The organism is Actinomyces sp. SKVG-SVH-4(1), assembly GCF_048514265.1.
Classification (GTDB): domain Bacteria; phylum Actinomycetota; class Actinomycetes; order Actinomycetales; family Actinomycetaceae; genus Actinomyces; species Actinomyces oris.
Genome location: NZ_JBGEVE010000010.1, coordinates 68801 through 85906, shown reverse-complemented (window position 1 = coordinate 85906; position 17106 = coordinate 68801). Strand labels below are relative to the sequence as shown.

Here is a 17106-nt window from a genome sequence, read left to right as displayed (position 1 = left end):
GCCCGCCAGTCATGCCCTGAGCGATGCGGCCCCCGCCCGCATGACGCCGGGCGCCGGGACCTGCGATCATGACGCCTGATTCGCCTGGCCCACCGGCCACCACCTGGCGACCACCCGGCGAGCGCCGGGTCCATACCTGCCCACTATCTGCCCACACCGACGTCGCAGCTCGACGGAAGGACGAACAACCATGGCTGAGAAGCAGTCGATCCTGGGGCGCATCGCCCAGCTCACCCGCGCCAACATCAACGCGCTCCTGGACCGCGCCGAGGACCCGGAGAAGATGCTCAACCAGCTGGTGCGGGACTACACGGCGTCCATCGCCGAGGCCCGTGACGCCGTCGCCCAGACGATCGGCAACCTGCGCCTGGCGGAGAAGGACCACGACGCCGACGTCGCCGAGGCCAAGGACTGGGGCAACAAGGCCCTGGCCGCCTCCCGCAAGGCCGACCAGCTGCGCTCCGGCGGTGACACGGCCGGCGCGGACAAGTGGGACTCACTGGCCAAGATCGCGCTGACCAAGCAGATCACGGCGGAGAACGAGGCCAAGGCCGCCGAGCCGATGATCGCCTCCCAGCGTCAGGTCGTCGAGCAGCTCAAGACCGGCCTGCAGCAGATGGAGGTCAAGCTCGGCGAGCTGCGCTCCAAGCGCGACCAGCTCATCGCCCGTCAGAAGACCGCCGAGGCCCAGGTCAAGGTGCAGGGCGCCATCCGCTCCATCAACGTCCTGGACCCCACCAGCGAGCTGTCCCGCTACGAGGACCAGGTGCGTCGGGTCGAGGCCCAGGCCGCCGGGCAGATGGAGCTGGCCGGCTCCTCCCTGGAGTCCCAGTTCGCCGAGCTCGAGGCCTCCGGCACCAGTCTGGAGGCCGAGGCCCGTCTGGCGGCCCTGAAGTCCGGGCAGAACCCGGCCCTTCCCGGCGCCCAGCAGCAGGCCCCCGCCCAGATCACCGACGGTGACGACGAGGCGATCAACGCCGCCTTCGCGGCCCTGAAGAACCAGGGTCAGCCGGCCGGCGAGGAGACCTCCTCCTACTGATCTGAGCTGAGCTGACCTCGCCGCACCCCCGGCGCCTCAGCCCCGCAAGCCGCCCGGTGCTCGTCATCCCGATGAGTGCCGGGCGGCTTCGTGCGCCTCGACGTCGGCCGACGCCCGCCGACACAGGCCGACCCGGGCCGCCCCGGGCCGACACGGGCCCCGGCCGGGGACATTCCGCGCGCCCGGGGACAGTCCGTCCCGGCCAGGGACATCCCACGCCTGCGGGGACAGGATTTCCGCACCCGACGGCGTCGATCGTCCCCGCTGGGAAGGTTTTGTCCCCGCCGGGAAGGTTTTGTCCCCGACCGCGCAAACCGCACCCGACGGCGTCGAACGTCCCCACCGGGCGAGCTTTCTCCCCGACCGCGCAGACCGCACCCATCGGCGTCACGGGCATCAGGAGGCCGGTATCGGTGCGGTGTCTTTGGGCGTCGTCGGAGGCTACTGGACGCCGTGACCGGTAGCATGAGCCCCATGAGCGTACCGACTTATCTTCTCGTCGATGGCGAGAACATTGACGCCACTCTCGGCATGAGCGTGCTGGGGCGGCGTCCCGAACCTGAGGAGCGGCCCCGCTGGGACCGGGTCCTCGCATACTGCGACGAACTGTCCTCCGCCGACGCCGCCGAGGGTGAGGGGGACGAGGCCCGCGCCCTGTTCTTCCTCAACGCCACCAGCGGCCATATGCCCATGAGCTTCATCCAGGCCCTGCTGGCCATGGACTACCGCCCCGTGCCGCTGGCCGGGTCCGGAAGCAACGACGAAAAGGTCGTCGACATCGGTATTCAGCGCACCCTGGAGGCGCTGGCCGAGCGGGTCGAGTCCGGTCAGGACGCCCACGTCCTGCTGGGCAGCCACGACGGCGACTACATCCCCCACATCGAGCGGCTCCTGCAGGCCGGCGCCACGGTGGGGATCCTGTGCTTCCGCGAGTTCCTCAACGCCCAGCTGGCCGCCCTGGAGGGCGAGGGCCTGACGATCTACGACCTGGAGAGTGACGTCAAGGCCTTCACCATCCCGCTACCGCGCGTGTGCATCATCCCGCTGGAGGACTTCGACCCTCTCGCCTTCCTCTGACCCGACGGCGGGGCGGCGACAGGTGTCGCCGCCCCGCTTCATGTCACAGCCCGACTCACCGGAGAGTCGCAGGCAATCACCCCGGTTCAAGCAGCAACCACACAGCTCCCCCGTTTTGTGGGAATTCCAAGACTTTCTGGGTCTACAATTGGTGCGAGGTCACACGAACCACTTGACCTATCAACAGCGACCGTTCGGAAGTCGTTCAGGAAACGACCAGAAACTGAAGGAATGGTGAGACTCATGGAGCGTTCCCAGCAGTCCCGCACCGAAGCTCACCTCCTTGTCGTCGACGATGAACCCAACATCCGCGACCTGCTGGCCTCGTCCCTGCGCTTCGCAGGCTTCGAGGTCTCGATCGCAGGCGACGGCAACGGCGCGCTGAAGACGGTGGAGAAAACATCCCCCGACCTGGTGGTCCTCGATGTCATGCTGCCCGACATGGACGGCTTCACCGTGGCCCGGCGCCTGCGCGAGCGTGACGTGACCACCCCGATCCTCTTCCTGACCGCCCGCGACGACATGGCGGACAAGGTCCAGGGCCTGACCGTCGGCGGCGACGACTACGTCACCAAGCCCTTCGGGCTGGAGGAGGTCATCGCCCGCATCCGCGCCATCCTGCGCCGCACCCACGCCATTGAGAACCAGGACGACGGCGTCGTGCGCGTGGCCGACCTGGTCCTGGACGAGGACGCCCACGAGGTGTACCGCGCCGAGGTCGAGGTGGATCTGTCCCCCACCGAGTTCAAGCTCCTGCGCTACCTCATGCTCAATGCCGGGCGCGTCGTGTCCAAGGCCCAGATCCTCGATCACGTCTGGGAGTACGACTGGAACGGCGACGCCGCGATCGTGGAGTCCTACATCTCCTACCTGCGCCGCAAAGTGGACCAGATCCAGGGCGCCGACGGCCAGCCCGTCACCCCGCTCATCCAGACTCGTCGCGGAGTCGGCTACATGCTCCGCGAACCCAAGGCCGAGTGATGGCGGCGGCGCGTGGGGGGAGCACGCGCCCGGCCAAGTCGTCCGGTAAGCAGCACCGCCCGATCAAACGGGGCCGATGGCACCCGATCACCGCGATTCAGCGGCCCTGGCAGGCAATGCCGCTGCGCACGCGCCTGACCCTCATGACCACCGGTCTGCTCGCCATCGGGCTCATCGTCGTCTCCTTCGTGGTGACCTCGCTGCTCTACAGCCACATGATGGGCCAGATCGACAGCCAGCTGCGCACCACCTCCGTGGCCATCGGGAGCCAGGGACTGGCCCAGATCCGCGAGGGCGGGACCAGCAGCACCACCTTCCCCTCGAACTACTACGTCAAGGCCGAGTACCTCGACCCCACCCGCAACGGGGAGTGGATCTCGCCGGACACTGCCGCCACGTACGGCCGGCCACAGATCAAGGGCCTGGACTACCGGCGCGCCCTGGCCCACGCGGACAAGAACGACTTCCCGATCACGACGGTCAACTCCGATCAGCCCGGCCACCAGTGGCGGATGATTACCCTGCTCATCCGGGACCAGAACACCGGCGAGTACACCGGTGCCGTGGCCCTGGCCCTCCCGCTGAGCGACGTCATGGAGACCGTCGAGCGCACCCGCCTCGTGGTGGCCCTGGCCGACGTCTCGATCATCTCGGTGGGCGCCCTCTTCGCCACCTACCTGGTCCACCGCTCGTTCCGCTCCCTGCGCCAGATCGAGAGTGTGGCCGCCCGGATCGCCCACGGCGACCTGTCCGCACGCATTCTGGTCACCGAGCCGCGCACCACGGAGGTGGGCTCGCTGCAGCGGGCGATCAACACGATGCTCACCCAGAACGAGAGCTCCTTCGCCGCCCAGGTCGTGGCCCAGGAGCGGATGACGCGCTTCGTCTCCGATGCCTCCCACGAGCTGCGCACCCCCCTGGCCGCCATCCGCGGCTACGGCGAGCTCTACCGGATGGGCGGGGTACCCGCGAACAAGACCGGTGAGGTCATGGGGCGCATCGAGACCGAGTCCAACCGGATGGGGCGCCTCGTCGACGATCTCCTCCAGCTGGCCCGGATCGACGAGGGCCGGGAGATGTCGATGGAGCCGGTCAACCTCACCGACCTGGCCGCCGGGGCCCTCAGCGACATGATGGTGCTGGCCCCCGAGCGCGACTGCGGCCTCATCCCCCTCGACCCCCGCGACGAGGCCGCCGGCAAGGAGGCCCCCTCGCTCCAGGTCATCGGTGACCGCGACCGCCTCTCCCAGATCCTCACCAACCTGCTGGGCAACGTGGTGCGACACACCCCCTCCGGGACGCCGGTGGAGATCGCCATCGGCATGGCGCCCCCGCGTGCCAACCCGACGGCGCAGCCGGTCGTCGTCGTCGAGGTCCGCGACCACGGCCACGGCGTGCCACCGGAGGCGGCCGAGAAGGTCTTCCAGCGCTTCTACCGCTCGGACACCTCCCGCAACCGGGAGACCGGAGGCTCCGGCCTGGGACTGGCGATCGTGCTGGGGATCGTGGCCGCTCACAAGGGCACCGTCCAGATGCTCCAGACCCCCGGCGGCGGCGCCACCGTCCACATCGAGCTGCCGCCCGCACCGGCCTGGTAGGCCTCGCCGCCGCACCTCAGGCAGCGCTGGCGGGCCTCGATCACGATAAGAGTGGCACGCCAGACACTGTGTCACGTCGACGTCACGGCGAGGACAGTCCTACGATGGCACGCGTTCCATTTCCAACACGGAGACTGACCCATGGGTGTTATCGAAGCACCGCAATGGCTTCTGCCCGCCTTCACCCGCTCGGTGAAGGCGATCGGCGCCACGCAGCCCCCAGAGGCGATCGGCTCCGCCGGCGAGCTCCTCATTGAGCGCTGGTCCACACCGGATCGTCGCTTCCACAATCTTCGCCACCTCATCGACATGCTCGCGCGGGTCGATGAGCTGGCCGAGGAGTCGCACGACCCGGACATCATGCGGGTCGCCTGCTGGTACCACGGCTGCGTCTTCTCCTCCGACGTCGAGGAGGTCATCCGCGGCAACGGCGGCGAGGACGAGACCGCCTCGGCCGCCTTCGCCGAGGCCGACCTGCGTCACCTGGGTGTCCCGATGGAGACGGTCAAGCGGGTGTGCAGCCTCATCGTCAACCTCAAGCGACACATGCTCGCCGATGACGACATCGACGCCCAGGCCCTCATCGACGCCGACCTGGGCACCCTGGCCGTGGACCCCCAGACCTACACCGAGTACGTGCGGCTTCTGCGCGAGGAGTACTCCCACATCCCCGTGGAGGAATACCTGCGCGGCCGCCTGACGATCGTCTCCCGCCTGCTGGACCGCGATCATCTCTTCCACTCCCCGCTGGGCCAGCGCTGGGAGCACCCGGCCCGCGAGAACCTGGCGGCCGAGCAGCGACGTCTCCACGAGAAGCTCGACAAGCTCACCGATGAGCAGGGAGCGCAGGCCGTTCCGGCGGCCCCGGAGGTCGGGGCCGCTCAGGAACCGGCGCGTCCCGCACCGGCCGCCCCCGTGGGCGATCCTGCCGGCGCCACCGACCCCGTTCCCGGGCAGCTGGGCGAGGCCGCCGAACGCGCCCCTCGCACCCCTCCGCTGGGCCTCCAGGCGCTGCCCGCCGAGGACCCTCTGGCCGGCCCCGCCCAGGACGGCGACACCCTGCGTCTGAATCCCACCGAGCTCAGGGCCCTGCGGGCCACGGTCCCTCCGTCGGGCGCAACGACACCCGCCGCCCCGGCCACCACGGCGTCCTCAGGATCGCCGGCGGCTCCGGCATCATCCTCCTCCCCGTCGAGCGCCTCCTCGCCGCGCACCCCCGCCCGCGGGATCCCGGCCGTGGCCTCGGCACGCCGCCCCGTCGAGGCGCCCGCTGAGCGCGGCGAGGGGCGCGAGGACAAGGACGGCGAGGAGGCGATGACGCACACCGCCTCCATGGAGTCGTGCATCGCCGACCTGGACCTGCTCATGTGCTCACGCAACCGCTCCGACGACGGCGAGGACCGCCGCGCCCGGGTCCAGGCCGAGCGGGACAAGCTCACCGAGAAGCTTCGGGCCAAGACCCAGGAGGCCAAGGAGCTGCGCGAGGCCCGCACCGGCGAGATCGCCCCCATCACCGAGGAGATCATCGACGACGGCGCCGGGGACCTCTGAGGCTCCGGCCTCCCCTTCCCTCAGGGACGGCCCGCCGTCTGCGGGGCCACAGGCCACGATCTGCAGGCCCACTCCACAGGGCCGGATCCTCGCCCGGTACGCCACCGGCCGGGCCCCTACCGTGAGAGGCACAGCGCGCACCTCGGTGCACCACCAGCACACCGCGCACGGCCCTCGGGCCGCCTCTCACGAAAGGACGCCCCTCATGCCCACCTACTCCGTCGATACTGCCGCGGTGGCTGACACCGCCGCCCGGACCCGTACCCGCATCGCGACGATCCAGACCGAGGTCGATGGCATGCGGGGAGACATCGGCCTGCTCCAGACCTGCTGGACCGGGACGGCGTCGGACTCCATGGCCGCCTGCGCGGCCGACTGGCACCTCACCCAGATCCAGGTGCAGTCCAACCTCGATCAGATCAGCCTGGCCCTGGACAACGCCGCCGTGTGCTACGACGACGCCGAGACCTCCAACCAGGGCCGTTTCGCCGGCTCAACGCCGGCTCCCGCGCCCGCACCGGCTCCCGCACCGGCCGCCGGCTCGGCGCCCTTGGGCGCCTGGTAGGAGGCGCCGACGGCGAGGCTCGCTCAGGACTGCGCCGTCCGGCCTCAGCGTGAGCGCCACCCGGTCCTGCCGTCACAGGCCCAGCCGACCCGCTCAGTACGGACAGGTACGGATACGGTGGCGGGCCGCCCCTCACGTGTGTGAGAGACGGCCCGCCGTGGTTCCGGGACCGGCCGACGTCGCGGCCGGGCTACCGGGTGATGACTGGCTCGTCGGCAGTCGCGTCGATCAGTACATGCCACCCATGTCGCCGGCGCCGCCGTCGGCCGGGGCGGCCGGGGGCTCAGGCTTGTCGGCCACGACGGCCTCGGTGGTCAGGAACAGACCGGCGATGGAACCGGCGTTCTGCAGGGCGGAGCGGGTCACCTTGACCGGGTCGGCGATGCCGGCGGCCAGCAGGTTGACGTACTCGCCGGTGGCGGCGTTGAGGCCCTCACCGGTGGGCAGGTTGCGCACGCGGTCCACGACCACGCCGCCCTCGAGGCCGGCGTTGGCAGCGATCTGCTTGAGCGGGGCCTCCACGGCGACCTTGACGATCGCGGCGCCGGTGGCCTCGTCGCCCTCGAGCTTGAGGGTGTCGAGGACCTCGGCGGCCTGGAGCAGGGCGACGCCACCACCGGCGACGATGCCCTCCTCGACGGCGGCCTTGGCGTTGCGCACGGCGTCCTCAATGCGGTGCTTGCGCTCCTTGAGCTCCACCTCGGTGGCGGCACCGGACTTGAGGACGGCCACGCCGCCGGCCAGCTTGGCCAGACGCTCGGAGAGCTTCTCGCGGTCGTAGTCGGAGTCGGAGTTCTCGATCTCCAGGCGGATCTGGGCGGTGCGGGCCTCGATGGCCTCCTTGTCGCCGGCGCCCTCGACCAGGGTGGTGTCGTCCTTGGTGACGACGACCTTGCGGGCCTGGCCCAGGTCCTCCAGGGTGGCGTTCTCGAGCTTGAGGCCGACGGTCTCGGAGATGACCGTACCGCCGGTGAGGATGGCCATGTCCTGCAGCATCGCCTTGCGGCGGTCACCGAAGCCGGGGGCCTTGACGGCCACGGACTTGAAGGTCCCGCGGATGCGGTTGACGACGAGGGTGGCCAGGGCCTCGGCCTCGACGTCCTCGGCGATGATGGCCAGCGGCTTGCCGGTCTGCATGACCTTCTCCAGCAGCGGGAGCAGGTCCTTGACGTTGGAGATCTTGGACTCGACCAGCAGGACGTAGGCGTCCTCCAGGACGGCCTCCTGGCGGTCGGGGTCGGTGACGAAGTAGGGGGAGATGAAGCCCTTGTCGAAGCGCATACCCTCGGTGACCTCGAGCTCGAGGCCGAAGGTGTTGGACTCCTCGACGGTGACGACACCCTCGTGGCCGACCTTCTCCAGGGCCTCGGCGATGAAGGCACCGATCTGCTCGTCGGCGGCGGAGATGGAGGCGGTGGCCGCGATCTCCTCCTGGGTCTCGACCTCCTTGGCGTCAGCCAGCAGGCGCTCAACGACGGCCGCGACGGCCTTCTCGATACCGCGGCGAACGGCGATCGGGTTGGCGCCGGCGGCGACGTTGCGCAGGCCCTCGCGCACCAGGGCCTGGGCCAGGACGGTGGCGGTGGTGGTGCCGTCGCCCGCGACGTCGTCGGTCTTCTTGGCGACCTCCTTGACGAGCTCGGCGCCGATCTTCTCGTAGGGCTCCTCGAGCTCGATCTCCTTGGCGATGGTCACGCCGTCGTTGGTGATCGTGGGGGCGCCCCACTTCTTGTCGAGCACGACGTTACGGCCCTTGGGGCCCAGGGTGACCTTGACGGTGTCGGCGAGGGTGTTGAGGCCGCGCTCCATGCCGCGGCGGGCCTCCTCGTCGAAGGCGATGATCTTGGACATTGAGTTTCCTCCACTGCGTGGTAGGGGCGGCCGGTTCGTGCCCGCGACGGACGGATCGGTTCCGGGCGTTCACGTCACGCCCGACGCCGGCCCTCACGTTCCAGCCTGGATGAACTTGGTGCATTCAAGGATGCTTTGTCACTCGAGGTGCCCGAGTGCTAACCGCAATGCTGGCACTCTCAGCCCTTGAGTGCAAGGAGCTCAGTTCTCATCGGCACTGAATCCTCCGACGGCGAAGCAGGGAATCCTGCCGGGCCCGCGGGTGGGCAGCAGGAGATCCCGCAGCCGGTCGTGGGCTCGGGGCCGCTGCCTGAGTCAGGAGGGCGGGGCCTCGGCCCGTGAGGCGGTGGCCAGCAGGATGAGTGCGCAGGTCCAGGCCAGGGGCGCGGGCCCCGCCGAGGAGCCGTCGGCCAGGACCTTCTCCGGCAGGGCGCCGGCAGCGGTGCGGTGCGCCTCGAGCCATGCCAGCAGCCGGGTCCCTTCCTCCTCCATTCCAAGCGCCAGGGCCGACCAGGCCATGAGGGCGGTCTCCGGTGTCCAGGAGATACCGTCATCGCGCCAGCCCGCTCCCGGGGCGAGGCCCCCGGTGGGGCGGTGCATGCGTGCGGCCGCCGTCTGCCGCACTGTTCGGGCCCCGGCCAGCGGCCGGGTGAAGGGAGGCAAGACCAGGGCGATGGCGGCGTCGACGTCGTCACGCCGCAGGTGGCGACCCCAGGCGGGGGCGAAGTTGCGCTCCATGGCGCTGCGCACCGCTGTCACCCGCTCGGCCAGGGCCTGGGCGGGTCCGCCGAGGTCGAGCCCGGCCCGGGCCAGCGCCGTCGCCGCCTCCAGTCCCAGGAGCACCGGAGCGGCCGTCCCCAGGGTGAGGACCGTCTCGGCGACCTCCCAGTAGTCGGGCGAGGCCGCCGGCAGGTGGGAGGGCGTGTCCGTGATCCCCAGGAGCCGGGAGGCGGCGCGCGCCAGGGGCGCGCCCAGGCGGTCACGCAGGTCGGCGGCGGGAACGCCGTCGGCCAGGAGCCGGCCCGAGGCCCACAGGAACCATCCGGCGCCGTCAGCCTGGGCGGGGCGGTTGTCCGGCACGCGGCCGCTGCTGGTGTAGCGGGCCTCGAAGCCGCCGTCGGCCCGCTGCCAGGAGGCCAGGTTGCCCAGAACGCCCAGCGCCTCATCGGCCAGGTTCACGGCACTGAGGGCGGCCGCGGCGAAGGCGGCGTCCCGGGGCCAGACGTAGCGCCAGATGCTCATGGGCGCCGCCACGACCGCACCCGGGGGGAAGACCTCGGCCCCAGGCGGCAGGGTTTCGCGCGAGTCGCGCCCCTCCCGCCCGGTGCCCCCGGCGGAGGTGGGAGTCGGGAGCGGCGTCGGCCCGGCGGAAGGTTCGACAGACGGGTCAGCAGGGCCGGCGGGGATCATCGGACCGGGCATGAGTGCCGGTCCGGTCAAGGCCAGCAGGTCGGTCAGGGCGCCGTCGGCCAGGTCCGCCCACCGGCCTTGAGGAAGGCGGGCAGCCTGGCGGCGGGCGAGCGCCTGACGGGCCAGGGCGCTCTGCTGCGAGGTCGTCAGGCCCCACGGTTCGGGGGCCCGAGGCAGGCGGGTCCCCGAGACGTAGGCAACGGTGTCACCCGGGGCCAGGGGGTACAGGACCCCTCCCCGGCCCACGACGAGCCCGCCGCTCAGCAGCGTCGGGGCGCGGCGGCCCAGGCCCACCAGGCGCGAGCCGCCCCAGAGGACCGCGGCGGCGGTGAGCGGGACCGCCGCGGCGAGAGCCAGGAACCGACGACGCCCGGGAAGCGCCAGTGGCCTCATGCCCCTTTACTGAGGCTTGTAGTCGTCACGAAGGATGACGGCGATCGAGGCGCCCTGGGTGTTCTCCGCGGTGCCCTCCACCACGTTGCTGATCCCGAGGCGCTTGCCGACCTCCTCGGCCGCGGGCCGGGCTTGCGGGGAGCTGAAGTAGACCGTCGACTGGGCCGGCTCCGCGTTCTCGTAGATCCCGGGGATGACCTCCACCGCGGTGAAGCCGCCGTTAGTGAGCTTCTCGCTGGCCCCCTTGGCGAGGCCGTCGGTGTTCGTCCCGTTGGCCACCGAGACCCCGGTGTTGAAGTCCACGTTGCCGGAGGCGCTGGCCGAGGCACTGGGTTTGGCCGAGGCGGCGCCGCCCTTGTCACCCTTGTCGCCCTTGTTGTCCGCGTTCTTGTTGCCACCGGCCTGTCCGCCCTGGGCGGGCTGAGAGGAGGAGACCGCGTCCGACGAGCCGGAGCCTCCTGAGCCGTTGAGGAACAGCGTCACCGCGCCCCAGGCGAGCGCCGGGACAATGATGATGATCGCCAGCAGCGGCACCCAGCTGCGCCACCTGGGCACCTGGGCACGGTGCACGCCCACAGGAACCGGGCCGTCATCATCGCCGACGTCGAACTCGTCCTCGGGGTAGTCATAGTTGCTCACGCTCACAAGATACCGGTCCGAGCGTCATTCGTCGGGTATTGCTCACCACGTCCGGCTCACAAGGCGGTGACATCGGGCCCGGCAGAATCCTGCGGAGCCGCAGGTGGGCCGTTAGGCTCGCGGCGTGACATCCGCCAAGCCCCTGTCCGAGATCATCGATCCCTCCTGGGCGCGCGCCCTGGCCCCCGTGGAGCCCACGGTCCATGAGATCGGGGAGCGGCTGCGCCAGGAGGTGGCCTCCGGCGTCGGGTACCTCCCGGCGGGGACCGACGTGCTGCGCGCCTTCACCTACCCGATGGAGGACGTGCGCGTCCTCATCGTCGGCCAGGACCCCTACCCCACCCCGGGTCATCCCATGGGGCTGAGCTTCTCGGTGGCGCCCGGCGTCAAGCCGCCGCGCAGCCTGGAGAACATCTTCCGCGAGCTGGTCAGTGACCTGGGCGTGCCCAGGCCGACGTCGGGGGACCTGACGCCGTGGTGCCGGCAGGGCGTCATGCTGCTCAACCGGGTGCTCACCGTTCGCCCGGGGGCGCCGGCCTCGCACAAGGGATGGGGCTGGGAGAAGGTGACGCAGCGGGCGATCGAGGCCCTGGTGGAGCGCGGCGGCCCGCTCGTGGCGATCCTGTGGGGGAGGCCGGCGCAGTCACTGACCCCGATGCTGGGGCAGACCCCCATCATCGCCTCACCGCACCCGTCTCCGCTGTCGGCATCGCGCGGGTTCTTCGGCTCGCGCCCCTTCAGCCGCGCCAACGCGATCCTTACCGAGATGGGGGCCGCGCCCGTGGACTGGCGCCTGCCCTGAAACGACGTCGGGACCGGCCCGCTCAACGCAGGCCAGTCCCTTCGTTGGACTCACGCCCGTGAGGGCTGCTCAGCCGGCGAAGGGCGACCGAAGCACTGCAACAGTGCCTACTCCACGAGGGTCGGGATCCACTGGTCGAGGGTTATCCACACTGCACGAACCCCCGACCCCCATCCAGTACACCCAACCCTCCCCCAATAGATCCCGACCTTCGTGCAGTACACAGTCCCCGTCACCGGCTGTCGGTCGCGTGGGCTGACAGTAGATCCCGACCTTCGTGCAGTACACAGTCCCCAGACCCCGCCAGCAGACAGCGCCACCCTTGCCTCACGGAACGAACCCAGTCGATCCTCGGGGAAGCCGCTGCCCCAGCAACGATGCCTCACGCAGGCCTGCCTCCAGGCGCATCCCCGCCCATTCCAGCTCCTGCCGACGCTGCAGGTGCGCGACCTCCCCGGGCGGGAACCTCGTCAGAATCTTCGCGCCGAGCCGGTCTGGACGCATCATGTCTCCATAGGACACGCGCAGCACCGTCCACCCCTGCGACTCGATCCCATCCTGGCGCCGTTTCTCCTTCCACAGGTCTTCTGCTCCCTGATACTTCTTCCTGCCGTCAGCCTCCAGAGCGATCCTTTTCCCGGGCCAACACATATCCACCCACCAACGCCCCTCGGAAGTATCGATGGGGTACTGAACCCGTGGGACGGGCAGCCCCAGGACCAGAACCAGCCAGCGCACCGCGCTCTCAAGCGCCGACTCGGAGAACGGCGTCGCCAGGCCCAACACCGCCCGAGCCTGCGCCACCCCGCGGCGTCTTGGCTCACGCTTGAGCGCGCGCGCCCACTCACGCCTCACTCGATCAATCGCCGCCGAGCACAGCTCGGGCCGCTCCCGGTCCGGCTGACAACTGCGGCGCAGCACGGAGTCGGCAATGGCGAGCGCGTTGTGCGCTGGTTCGTCGAAGGCGCAGTCGTAGGCCGTGCGTACCGCCGTCGTTGTCACCGTCTCTCCCACGGACTCGATCTCGTCCGGCATCAGCCCGAGACGGCGTCGCCACAGATTGACGTCCCGGCAGCCGGAGGACTCCGAGGGGCCCTCAGAGATCAGCACGGGCGTACCGCGGGCCGGAACCCAGATACGAGGCAGAAAGGTATGGACCTGGTGCGGGGCGCTGGACACCGCAAGGTAGACATCGGGTTCTTGGGAGAACATGTCGAGCTCAAGCGCCAGGGCTGCCGAGGTGTGCGATAGATAGGCCGTGGACAGCTGGGCGCGCTGGGCCACCACGGCCCGAGCCAAGGACAGGGTGTAACGGTGCTGCCAGCGCTCAGCGTCACGATCCGGCAGCCAGTAGTGACCACGTGCCAGACGGATCCAGGCACGTGAGGGAAGACAGCCGCGGCGGGAGCGGCGCGATGTATGCAGCAGGCGCGGACGCAGGTCGGTGGCAGTGCTGGGGGAGGATGGTCGCGGAGTCATGTTTCAAGATTGCGCACTGCGACGGCGTCGGGCACCCACTGCGATCAGCCCTGTGGATTGAACTCGAGTTTGCGCGCCTGTGGTCCCGCACCCGACCTGGAAATCCACACTCCACGAAGGTTGGGAACCGCTGGCCCCGGAGCCGGGCGACCGAAGCACTGCAACAGTGCCCTACTCCACGAGGGTCGGGATCCACTGGTCAAGGGTTATCCACACTGCACGAACCCCCGGCCCCCATGCAGTACACCCACCCCTCCCCCAGTAGATCCCGACCTTCGTGCAGTACACCGCTCCCGGTCCTCGCACCCCAGAAGTCAGCAGCTCCCCACGCGTAGTACGCCGCATCGGCTCGCAGCAGGTCGGCCGACTACGCCGCTTCTATGACCAGCAGCGCAGCAGCCCGGCCGACGCCGGACCTCCCATCTGCGGACTCGCGCCCGTGAGGGCTGCTCAGCCGGAGATCAGCCGGAGAATGACATCACGACCGACAGCACGATCAGGACCACTCCCAGCACGCCCTCAACCGCTCCGATCCACTGGACCGGGATGAAGAAAACGGAGTGGATGTTACGGAGACCCTTCGCAGCGTTCGCACTCGCCTGCTCGACGACGTGCTCGACCTGCTGATGCGCCTCGTCGCGGTTTGCCGGCGGAGGTGCTCCCGGCCCCACCTGAAAGGACCCGTGAGCCACCCGGTCCCACATCTCATGTCGCATCTGCTCCTTGAACGCCTCGATCTTCTTGGCGGGAGCAAGCTCATTCACCTGACGCCCGAAGAAGTAGTTGGCCACCCCAGCCAGGATGAGCCCGAGTCCATACCCGAAAAAGACCGACGTGTTGCCGCTGCCAAGAAACGCTTGGAAGGTCGACCCCACAATGCCCGCCACCAGTAAGGTAATGAAGACGCTGAGAATGCCCCAGCCACGCCAGATAATCATGACGGCAACGTAACGGCGCTCGGCTCGGAGGACTACGGGGACAACTCTCCACCAGCACACCACCTCCTCATCCTGTCGCGGCTCGCCACTCCACGAGGGTCGGGATCCACTGGTCAAGGGTTATCCATATTGCACGAACCCCCGACCCCCATCCAGTACACCCAACCCTCCCCCAGTAGATCCCGACCTTCGTGCAGTACTCAGCCCCAGGCCCCGCCAGCAGACAACGCCGGCCCCGCCGCGTGCAGCACCTACCCCGGTGGCCTACCGCAGAGGCGTTCCGACGACGACCGGGCCGCCCCGCTCGGAACGCGGCCGGGGCCCATCTGGTAGACACGGCCTCATGTCCGCACACCAGTCAGACCAGTCATCCCACGCTGCTCAGCCCATGGATGCCACCTCCACCGGCGTCGTCCCCGGCGACGCCGCACCCGCCACCCCCGACTCGCAGGCCCCGGCGCCGTCCTGGGCCCGCCACGCCGCCGGCCCGGCCACGATCGACCTGAACCAGATCGCCCAGTTCCTGCCGCGCACCGGCATCGGCACCGACGTACACGCCTTCGCCGCCCCCGACTCGGGCACCCCCATGCAGCTGGCCTGCCTGGAGTGGCCCGGCGAGGTGGGCCTGGCCGGTCACTCCGACGGCGACGTCGTCGCCCACGCCTGCTGCGACGCCCTGTTCTCGGCCGCCGGACTGGGCGACCTGGGCTCGAACTTCGGCACCTCCGAGCCCCAGTGGAAGGGGGCCTCCGGGACGGCGCTCCTGAGCGAGGCCGCCCGCCGGGTGCGTGAGGCCGGCTTCGAGATCGGCAACATCGCCGTCCAGCTCGTGGGTGAGCGCCCGCGCGTGGCCGCACGCTCCGCCGAGGCCTCCCAGGCGCTGTCTGAGGCCGCCTCCGCCCGGGTCTCCTTCTGCGCCACCACCACTGACCACCTGGGTTTCCTGGGGCGCACCGAGGGCCTGCTCGCCGTCGCCACCGCCCTGGTCTACCCGGTCCCCGACGCCGTCCGCGCGTTCGTACCGTAGAGCGCGCGTTCGTACCCTCTACCCCTCGAACGCACGACATAAGGTACGAACGCGACGTCGGGCACCTCGGGAAAAAGTCCTGGTCCCGGTGGACACCGGTGGCGGGCGGCCAGGTAGCCTGTGCCTGTGAGCATCACCCCCACTGAGCCCCCTGAGTCCGCGGGCCCCGCCGACTCCGCCGCCCGAGCGGGCGAGCCGGCCCTGCGCCTGTACGACTCCGCCGCCCGCGCGATCGTGCCGCTGGCCCCCACGGCCACCCCCGGCCTGGTGACGATCTACCTGTGTGGTGCCACCGTCCAGGGCTCGCCCCATATCGGCCACATGCGCAGTGGCATCGCCTTCGACGTCCTGCGCCGCTGGTTGGAGCGCTGCGGCCAGGAGGTCCGCCTCATCCGCAACGTCACCGACATTGACGACAAGATCCTCAGCAAGTCCGCCGCCGCCGAGCCGCCGGTGCCGTGGTGGGCCTGGGCCCAGCGCTTCGAGCGGGAGTTCGACGCCGCCTACCGCGCCCTGGGCGTGGACGCCCCCACCTACGAGCCGCGCGCCACCGGCCACATCCCCGAGATGATCGACCTGGTCCAGCGCCTGCTGGACGCCGGCCACGCCTACGTCGGAGAGTCCGGCAACGTCTACTACGACGTGCGATCCCTGCCCGGCTACGGGTCCCTGACCAACCAGCGCCTGGAGGACCTGGCCACCACCGAGGACGAGTCCCAGCTCGATGACGACGTCGAGGCCGACAAGCGCGACCCGCGCGACTTCGCCCTGTGGAAGGCCGCCAAGCCCACCGAGCCGGCCGACGCCGCCTGGGACGCCCCCTGGGGTCGGGGCCGGCCCGGCTGGCACCTGGAGTGCTCGGCCATGTCACGCCGCTACCTGGGCGAGACCTTCGACATCCACGGCGGCGGCATCGACCTGCGTTTCCCCCACCACGAGAACGAGCAGGCCCAGTCCCACGGAGCCGGCTGGGGCTTCGCGCGCCACTGGGTCCACAACGCCTGGGTGACCATCAAGGGCGAGAAGATGAGCAAGTCGCTGGGCAACTCCCTGGTGGTGGCCGAGCTGCTCAAGCGCTACGACGCCGCCGTGCTGCGCCTGGCCCTGGGCACCGTCCACCACCGCTCCACCGTGGAGTTCTCCGAGGAGACCCTGGCCGACGCCGCCGCCCTGTGGGAGCGCCTGTCCGGCGCGATCCTGCGGGCCTACGAGTTCTGCGACGGCGAGGACGCCAACCCCGTCGACGCCCCCGCCGAGCAGGTGCGCGCCCGGGCCCTGCCGGCCGAGTTCACCGCCGCCATGGATGAGGACCTCAACCTGGCCGGCGCCATGGCGGTCATCCACGCCACCCTCAAGGCCCTCAACGTAGCCCTCACCCAGGCCGCCCCGAGCGGCGGCCAGGGGGCCGACGACGCCCTGCGCGCCTCGGTGACCGGCCTCGCCCTGGACCTGCGCTCCCAGCTCGACGTCCTGGGCCTGGACCCGCTGTCCGAGCCCTGGCGCACCCGGGTCCTCGACGGCGCCGGCTCCTCCCAGGGCGGCGCCGCCATGGAGGCCCTCGACCGGCTCATCCGCCACGACCTGGAGGAGCGGGCCCAGGCCCGCGCCGCCAAGGACTGGGCGCGCGCCGACGCCCTGCGCGACAAGCTGACCGGGGCCGGCGTCGTCGTCGAGGACTCCCCCTCAGGCGCCCGCTGGCACCTGGCCTGAGCGGCCCGCCCACCACCCACGACTCTTTCGCACCAACTCGTACCGT

Annotated in this window: 14 protein-coding genes; 9 read left to right on the top strand and 5 right to left on the bottom strand. The window is 70.3% G+C overall.

Going from position 1 to position 17106, the window contains the following annotated elements:
* Positions 1-190 precede the first annotated feature (190 nt).
* The 6 genes from AB7V09_RS09490 to AB7V09_RS09465 all read left to right on the top strand — a co-directional run bounded on the left by AB7V09_RS09490 (position 191) and on the right by AB7V09_RS09465 (position 6811).
* Positions 191-1039 carry a PspA/IM30 family protein gene (locus tag AB7V09_RS09490; RefSeq protein WP_075375619.1) on the top strand — a complete coding sequence of 283 codons (849 nt, stop codon included), beginning with the start codon at positions 191-193 and terminating at the stop codon, positions 1037-1039.
* Between the two features lie 474 nt (positions 1040-1513).
* A complete protein-coding gene (locus AB7V09_RS09485; protein ID WP_043538398.1) occupies positions 1514-2116 on the top strand; it encodes an NYN domain-containing protein in 603 nt (200 codons plus the stop codon).
* A 243-nt stretch (positions 2117-2359) separates the two neighbouring features.
* Positions 2360-3097 (top strand): response regulator transcription factor, encoded by a 738-nt coding sequence (locus AB7V09_RS09480; protein ID WP_009407606.1) that lies wholly within the window; start codon positions 2360-2362, stop codon positions 3095-3097.
* Positions 3097-4695 carry a sensor histidine kinase gene (locus AB7V09_RS09475; RefSeq protein WP_009407667.1) on the top strand — a complete coding sequence of 533 codons (1599 nt, stop codon included), beginning with the start codon at positions 3097-3099 and terminating at the stop codon, positions 4693-4695. Before AB7V09_RS09480 ends, AB7V09_RS09475 begins: the two co-directional genes overlap by 1 nt.
* A gap of 141 nt (positions 4696-4836) precedes the next feature.
* Positions 4837-6246, top strand: coding sequence for a hypothetical protein (locus AB7V09_RS09470; RefSeq protein WP_419143595.1), 1410 nt, complete (start codon positions 4837-4839; stop codon positions 6244-6246).
* A 205-nt stretch (positions 6247-6451) separates the two neighbouring features.
* Entirely contained in the window at positions 6452-6811 is a 360-nt protein-coding gene (locus AB7V09_RS09465) for a WXG100 family type VII secretion target (RefSeq protein ID WP_419143594.1), read from the top strand.
* Positions 6812-7039: 228 nt separating this feature from the next.
* On the opposite strand, the gene groL is transcribed toward AB7V09_RS09465, so the two are convergent.
* The 3 genes from groL to AB7V09_RS09450 all read right to left on the bottom strand — a co-directional run bounded on the left by groL (position 7040) and on the right by AB7V09_RS09450 (position 11110).
* Complete coding sequence (gene groL / locus AB7V09_RS09460; protein ID WP_003788944.1) at positions 7040-8662, bottom strand: chaperonin GroEL; 1623 nt, start codon at positions 8660-8662, stop codon at positions 7040-7042.
* 315 nt (positions 8663-8977) lie between these two features.
* Positions 8978-10465, bottom strand: coding sequence for a glycoside hydrolase family 15 (locus AB7V09_RS09455; RefSeq protein WP_419143593.1), 1488 nt, complete (start codon positions 10463-10465; stop codon positions 8978-8980).
* A gap of 6 nt (positions 10466-10471) precedes the next feature.
* Positions 10472-11110: a LytR C-terminal domain-containing protein gene (locus AB7V09_RS09450; protein WP_081386007.1), complete on the bottom strand. Its 639-nt coding sequence runs from the start codon at positions 11108-11110 to the stop codon at positions 10472-10474.
* Positions 11111-11228: 118 nt separating this feature from the next.
* On the opposite strand from AB7V09_RS09450, the gene AB7V09_RS09445 reads away from it, so the two are divergent.
* Entirely contained in the window at positions 11229-11906 is a 678-nt protein-coding gene (locus AB7V09_RS09445) for a uracil-DNA glycosylase (RefSeq protein ID WP_070513412.1), read from the top strand.
* 327 nt (positions 11907-12233) lie between these two features.
* On the opposite strand, the gene AB7V09_RS09440 is transcribed toward AB7V09_RS09445, so the two are convergent.
* Both AB7V09_RS09440 and AB7V09_RS09435 read right to left on the bottom strand, forming a co-directional pair.
* Entirely contained in the window at positions 12234-13385 is a 1152-nt protein-coding gene (locus AB7V09_RS09440) for a hypothetical protein (protein ID WP_143225316.1), read from the bottom strand.
* 461 nt (positions 13386-13846) lie between these two features.
* The gene (locus tag AB7V09_RS09435; RefSeq protein ID WP_075414512.1) at positions 13847-14323 is read right to left on the bottom strand and encodes a hypothetical protein; all 477 of its coding nucleotides are present in this window, start codon (positions 14321-14323) and stop codon (positions 13847-13849) included.
* Between the two features lie 388 nt (positions 14324-14711).
* Here AB7V09_RS09435 and ispF point away from each other — a divergent pair, with 388 nt between their 5' ends.
* On the top strand, positions 14712-15350 hold the full coding sequence (gene ispF / locus AB7V09_RS09430; RefSeq protein ID WP_256699534.1) for a 2-C-methyl-D-erythritol 2,4-cyclodiphosphate synthase: 639 nt from the start codon (positions 14712-14714) through the stop codon (positions 15348-15350).
* A gap of 126 nt (positions 15351-15476) precedes the next feature.
* Positions 15477-17060: a cysteine--tRNA ligase gene (cysS, locus tag AB7V09_RS09425; protein ID WP_419143592.1), complete on the top strand. Its 1584-nt coding sequence runs from the start codon at positions 15477-15479 to the stop codon at positions 17058-17060.
* Positions 17061-17106 lie beyond the last annotated feature (46 nt).

Excerpts from the sequence above, each read along its gene's own strand:
- AB7V09_RS09490 (WP_075375619.1), top strand. The coding sequence starts at position 191 with ATGGCTGAGAAGCAGTCGATCCTGGGGCGCATCGCCCAGCTCACCCGC.
- AB7V09_RS09485 (WP_043538398.1), top strand. The coding sequence starts at position 1,514 with ATGAGCGTACCGACTTATCTTCTCGTCGATGGCGAGAACATTGACGCC.
- AB7V09_RS09480 (WP_009407606.1), top strand. The coding sequence starts at position 2,360 with ATGGAGCGTTCCCAGCAGTCCCGCACCGAAGCTCACCTCCTTGTCGTC.
- AB7V09_RS09475 (WP_009407667.1), top strand. The coding sequence starts at position 3,097 with ATGGCGGCGGCGCGTGGGGGGAGCACGCGCCCGGCCAAGTCGTCCGGT.
- AB7V09_RS09470 (WP_419143595.1), top strand. The coding sequence starts at position 4,837 with ATGGGTGTTATCGAAGCACCGCAATGGCTTCTGCCCGCCTTCACCCGC.
- AB7V09_RS09465 (WP_419143594.1), top strand. The coding sequence starts at position 6,452 with ATGCCCACCTACTCCGTCGATACTGCCGCGGTGGCTGACACCGCCGCC.
- groL (WP_003788944.1), bottom strand. The coding sequence starts at position 8,662 with ATGTCCAAGATCATCGCCTTCGACGAGGAGGCCCGCCGCGGCATGGAG.
- AB7V09_RS09455 (WP_419143593.1), bottom strand. The coding sequence starts at position 10,465 with ATGAGGCCACTGGCGCTTCCCGGGCGTCGTCGGTTCCTGGCTCTCGCC.
- AB7V09_RS09440 (WP_143225316.1), bottom strand. The coding sequence starts at position 13,385 with ATGACTCCGCGACCATCCTCCCCCAGCACTGCCACCGACCTGCGTCCG.
- AB7V09_RS09435 (WP_075414512.1), bottom strand. The coding sequence starts at position 14,323 with ATGATTATCTGGCGTGGCTGGGGCATTCTCAGCGTCTTCATTACCTTA.
- ispF (WP_256699534.1), top strand. The coding sequence starts at position 14,712 with ATGGATGCCACCTCCACCGGCGTCGTCCCCGGCGACGCCGCACCCGCC.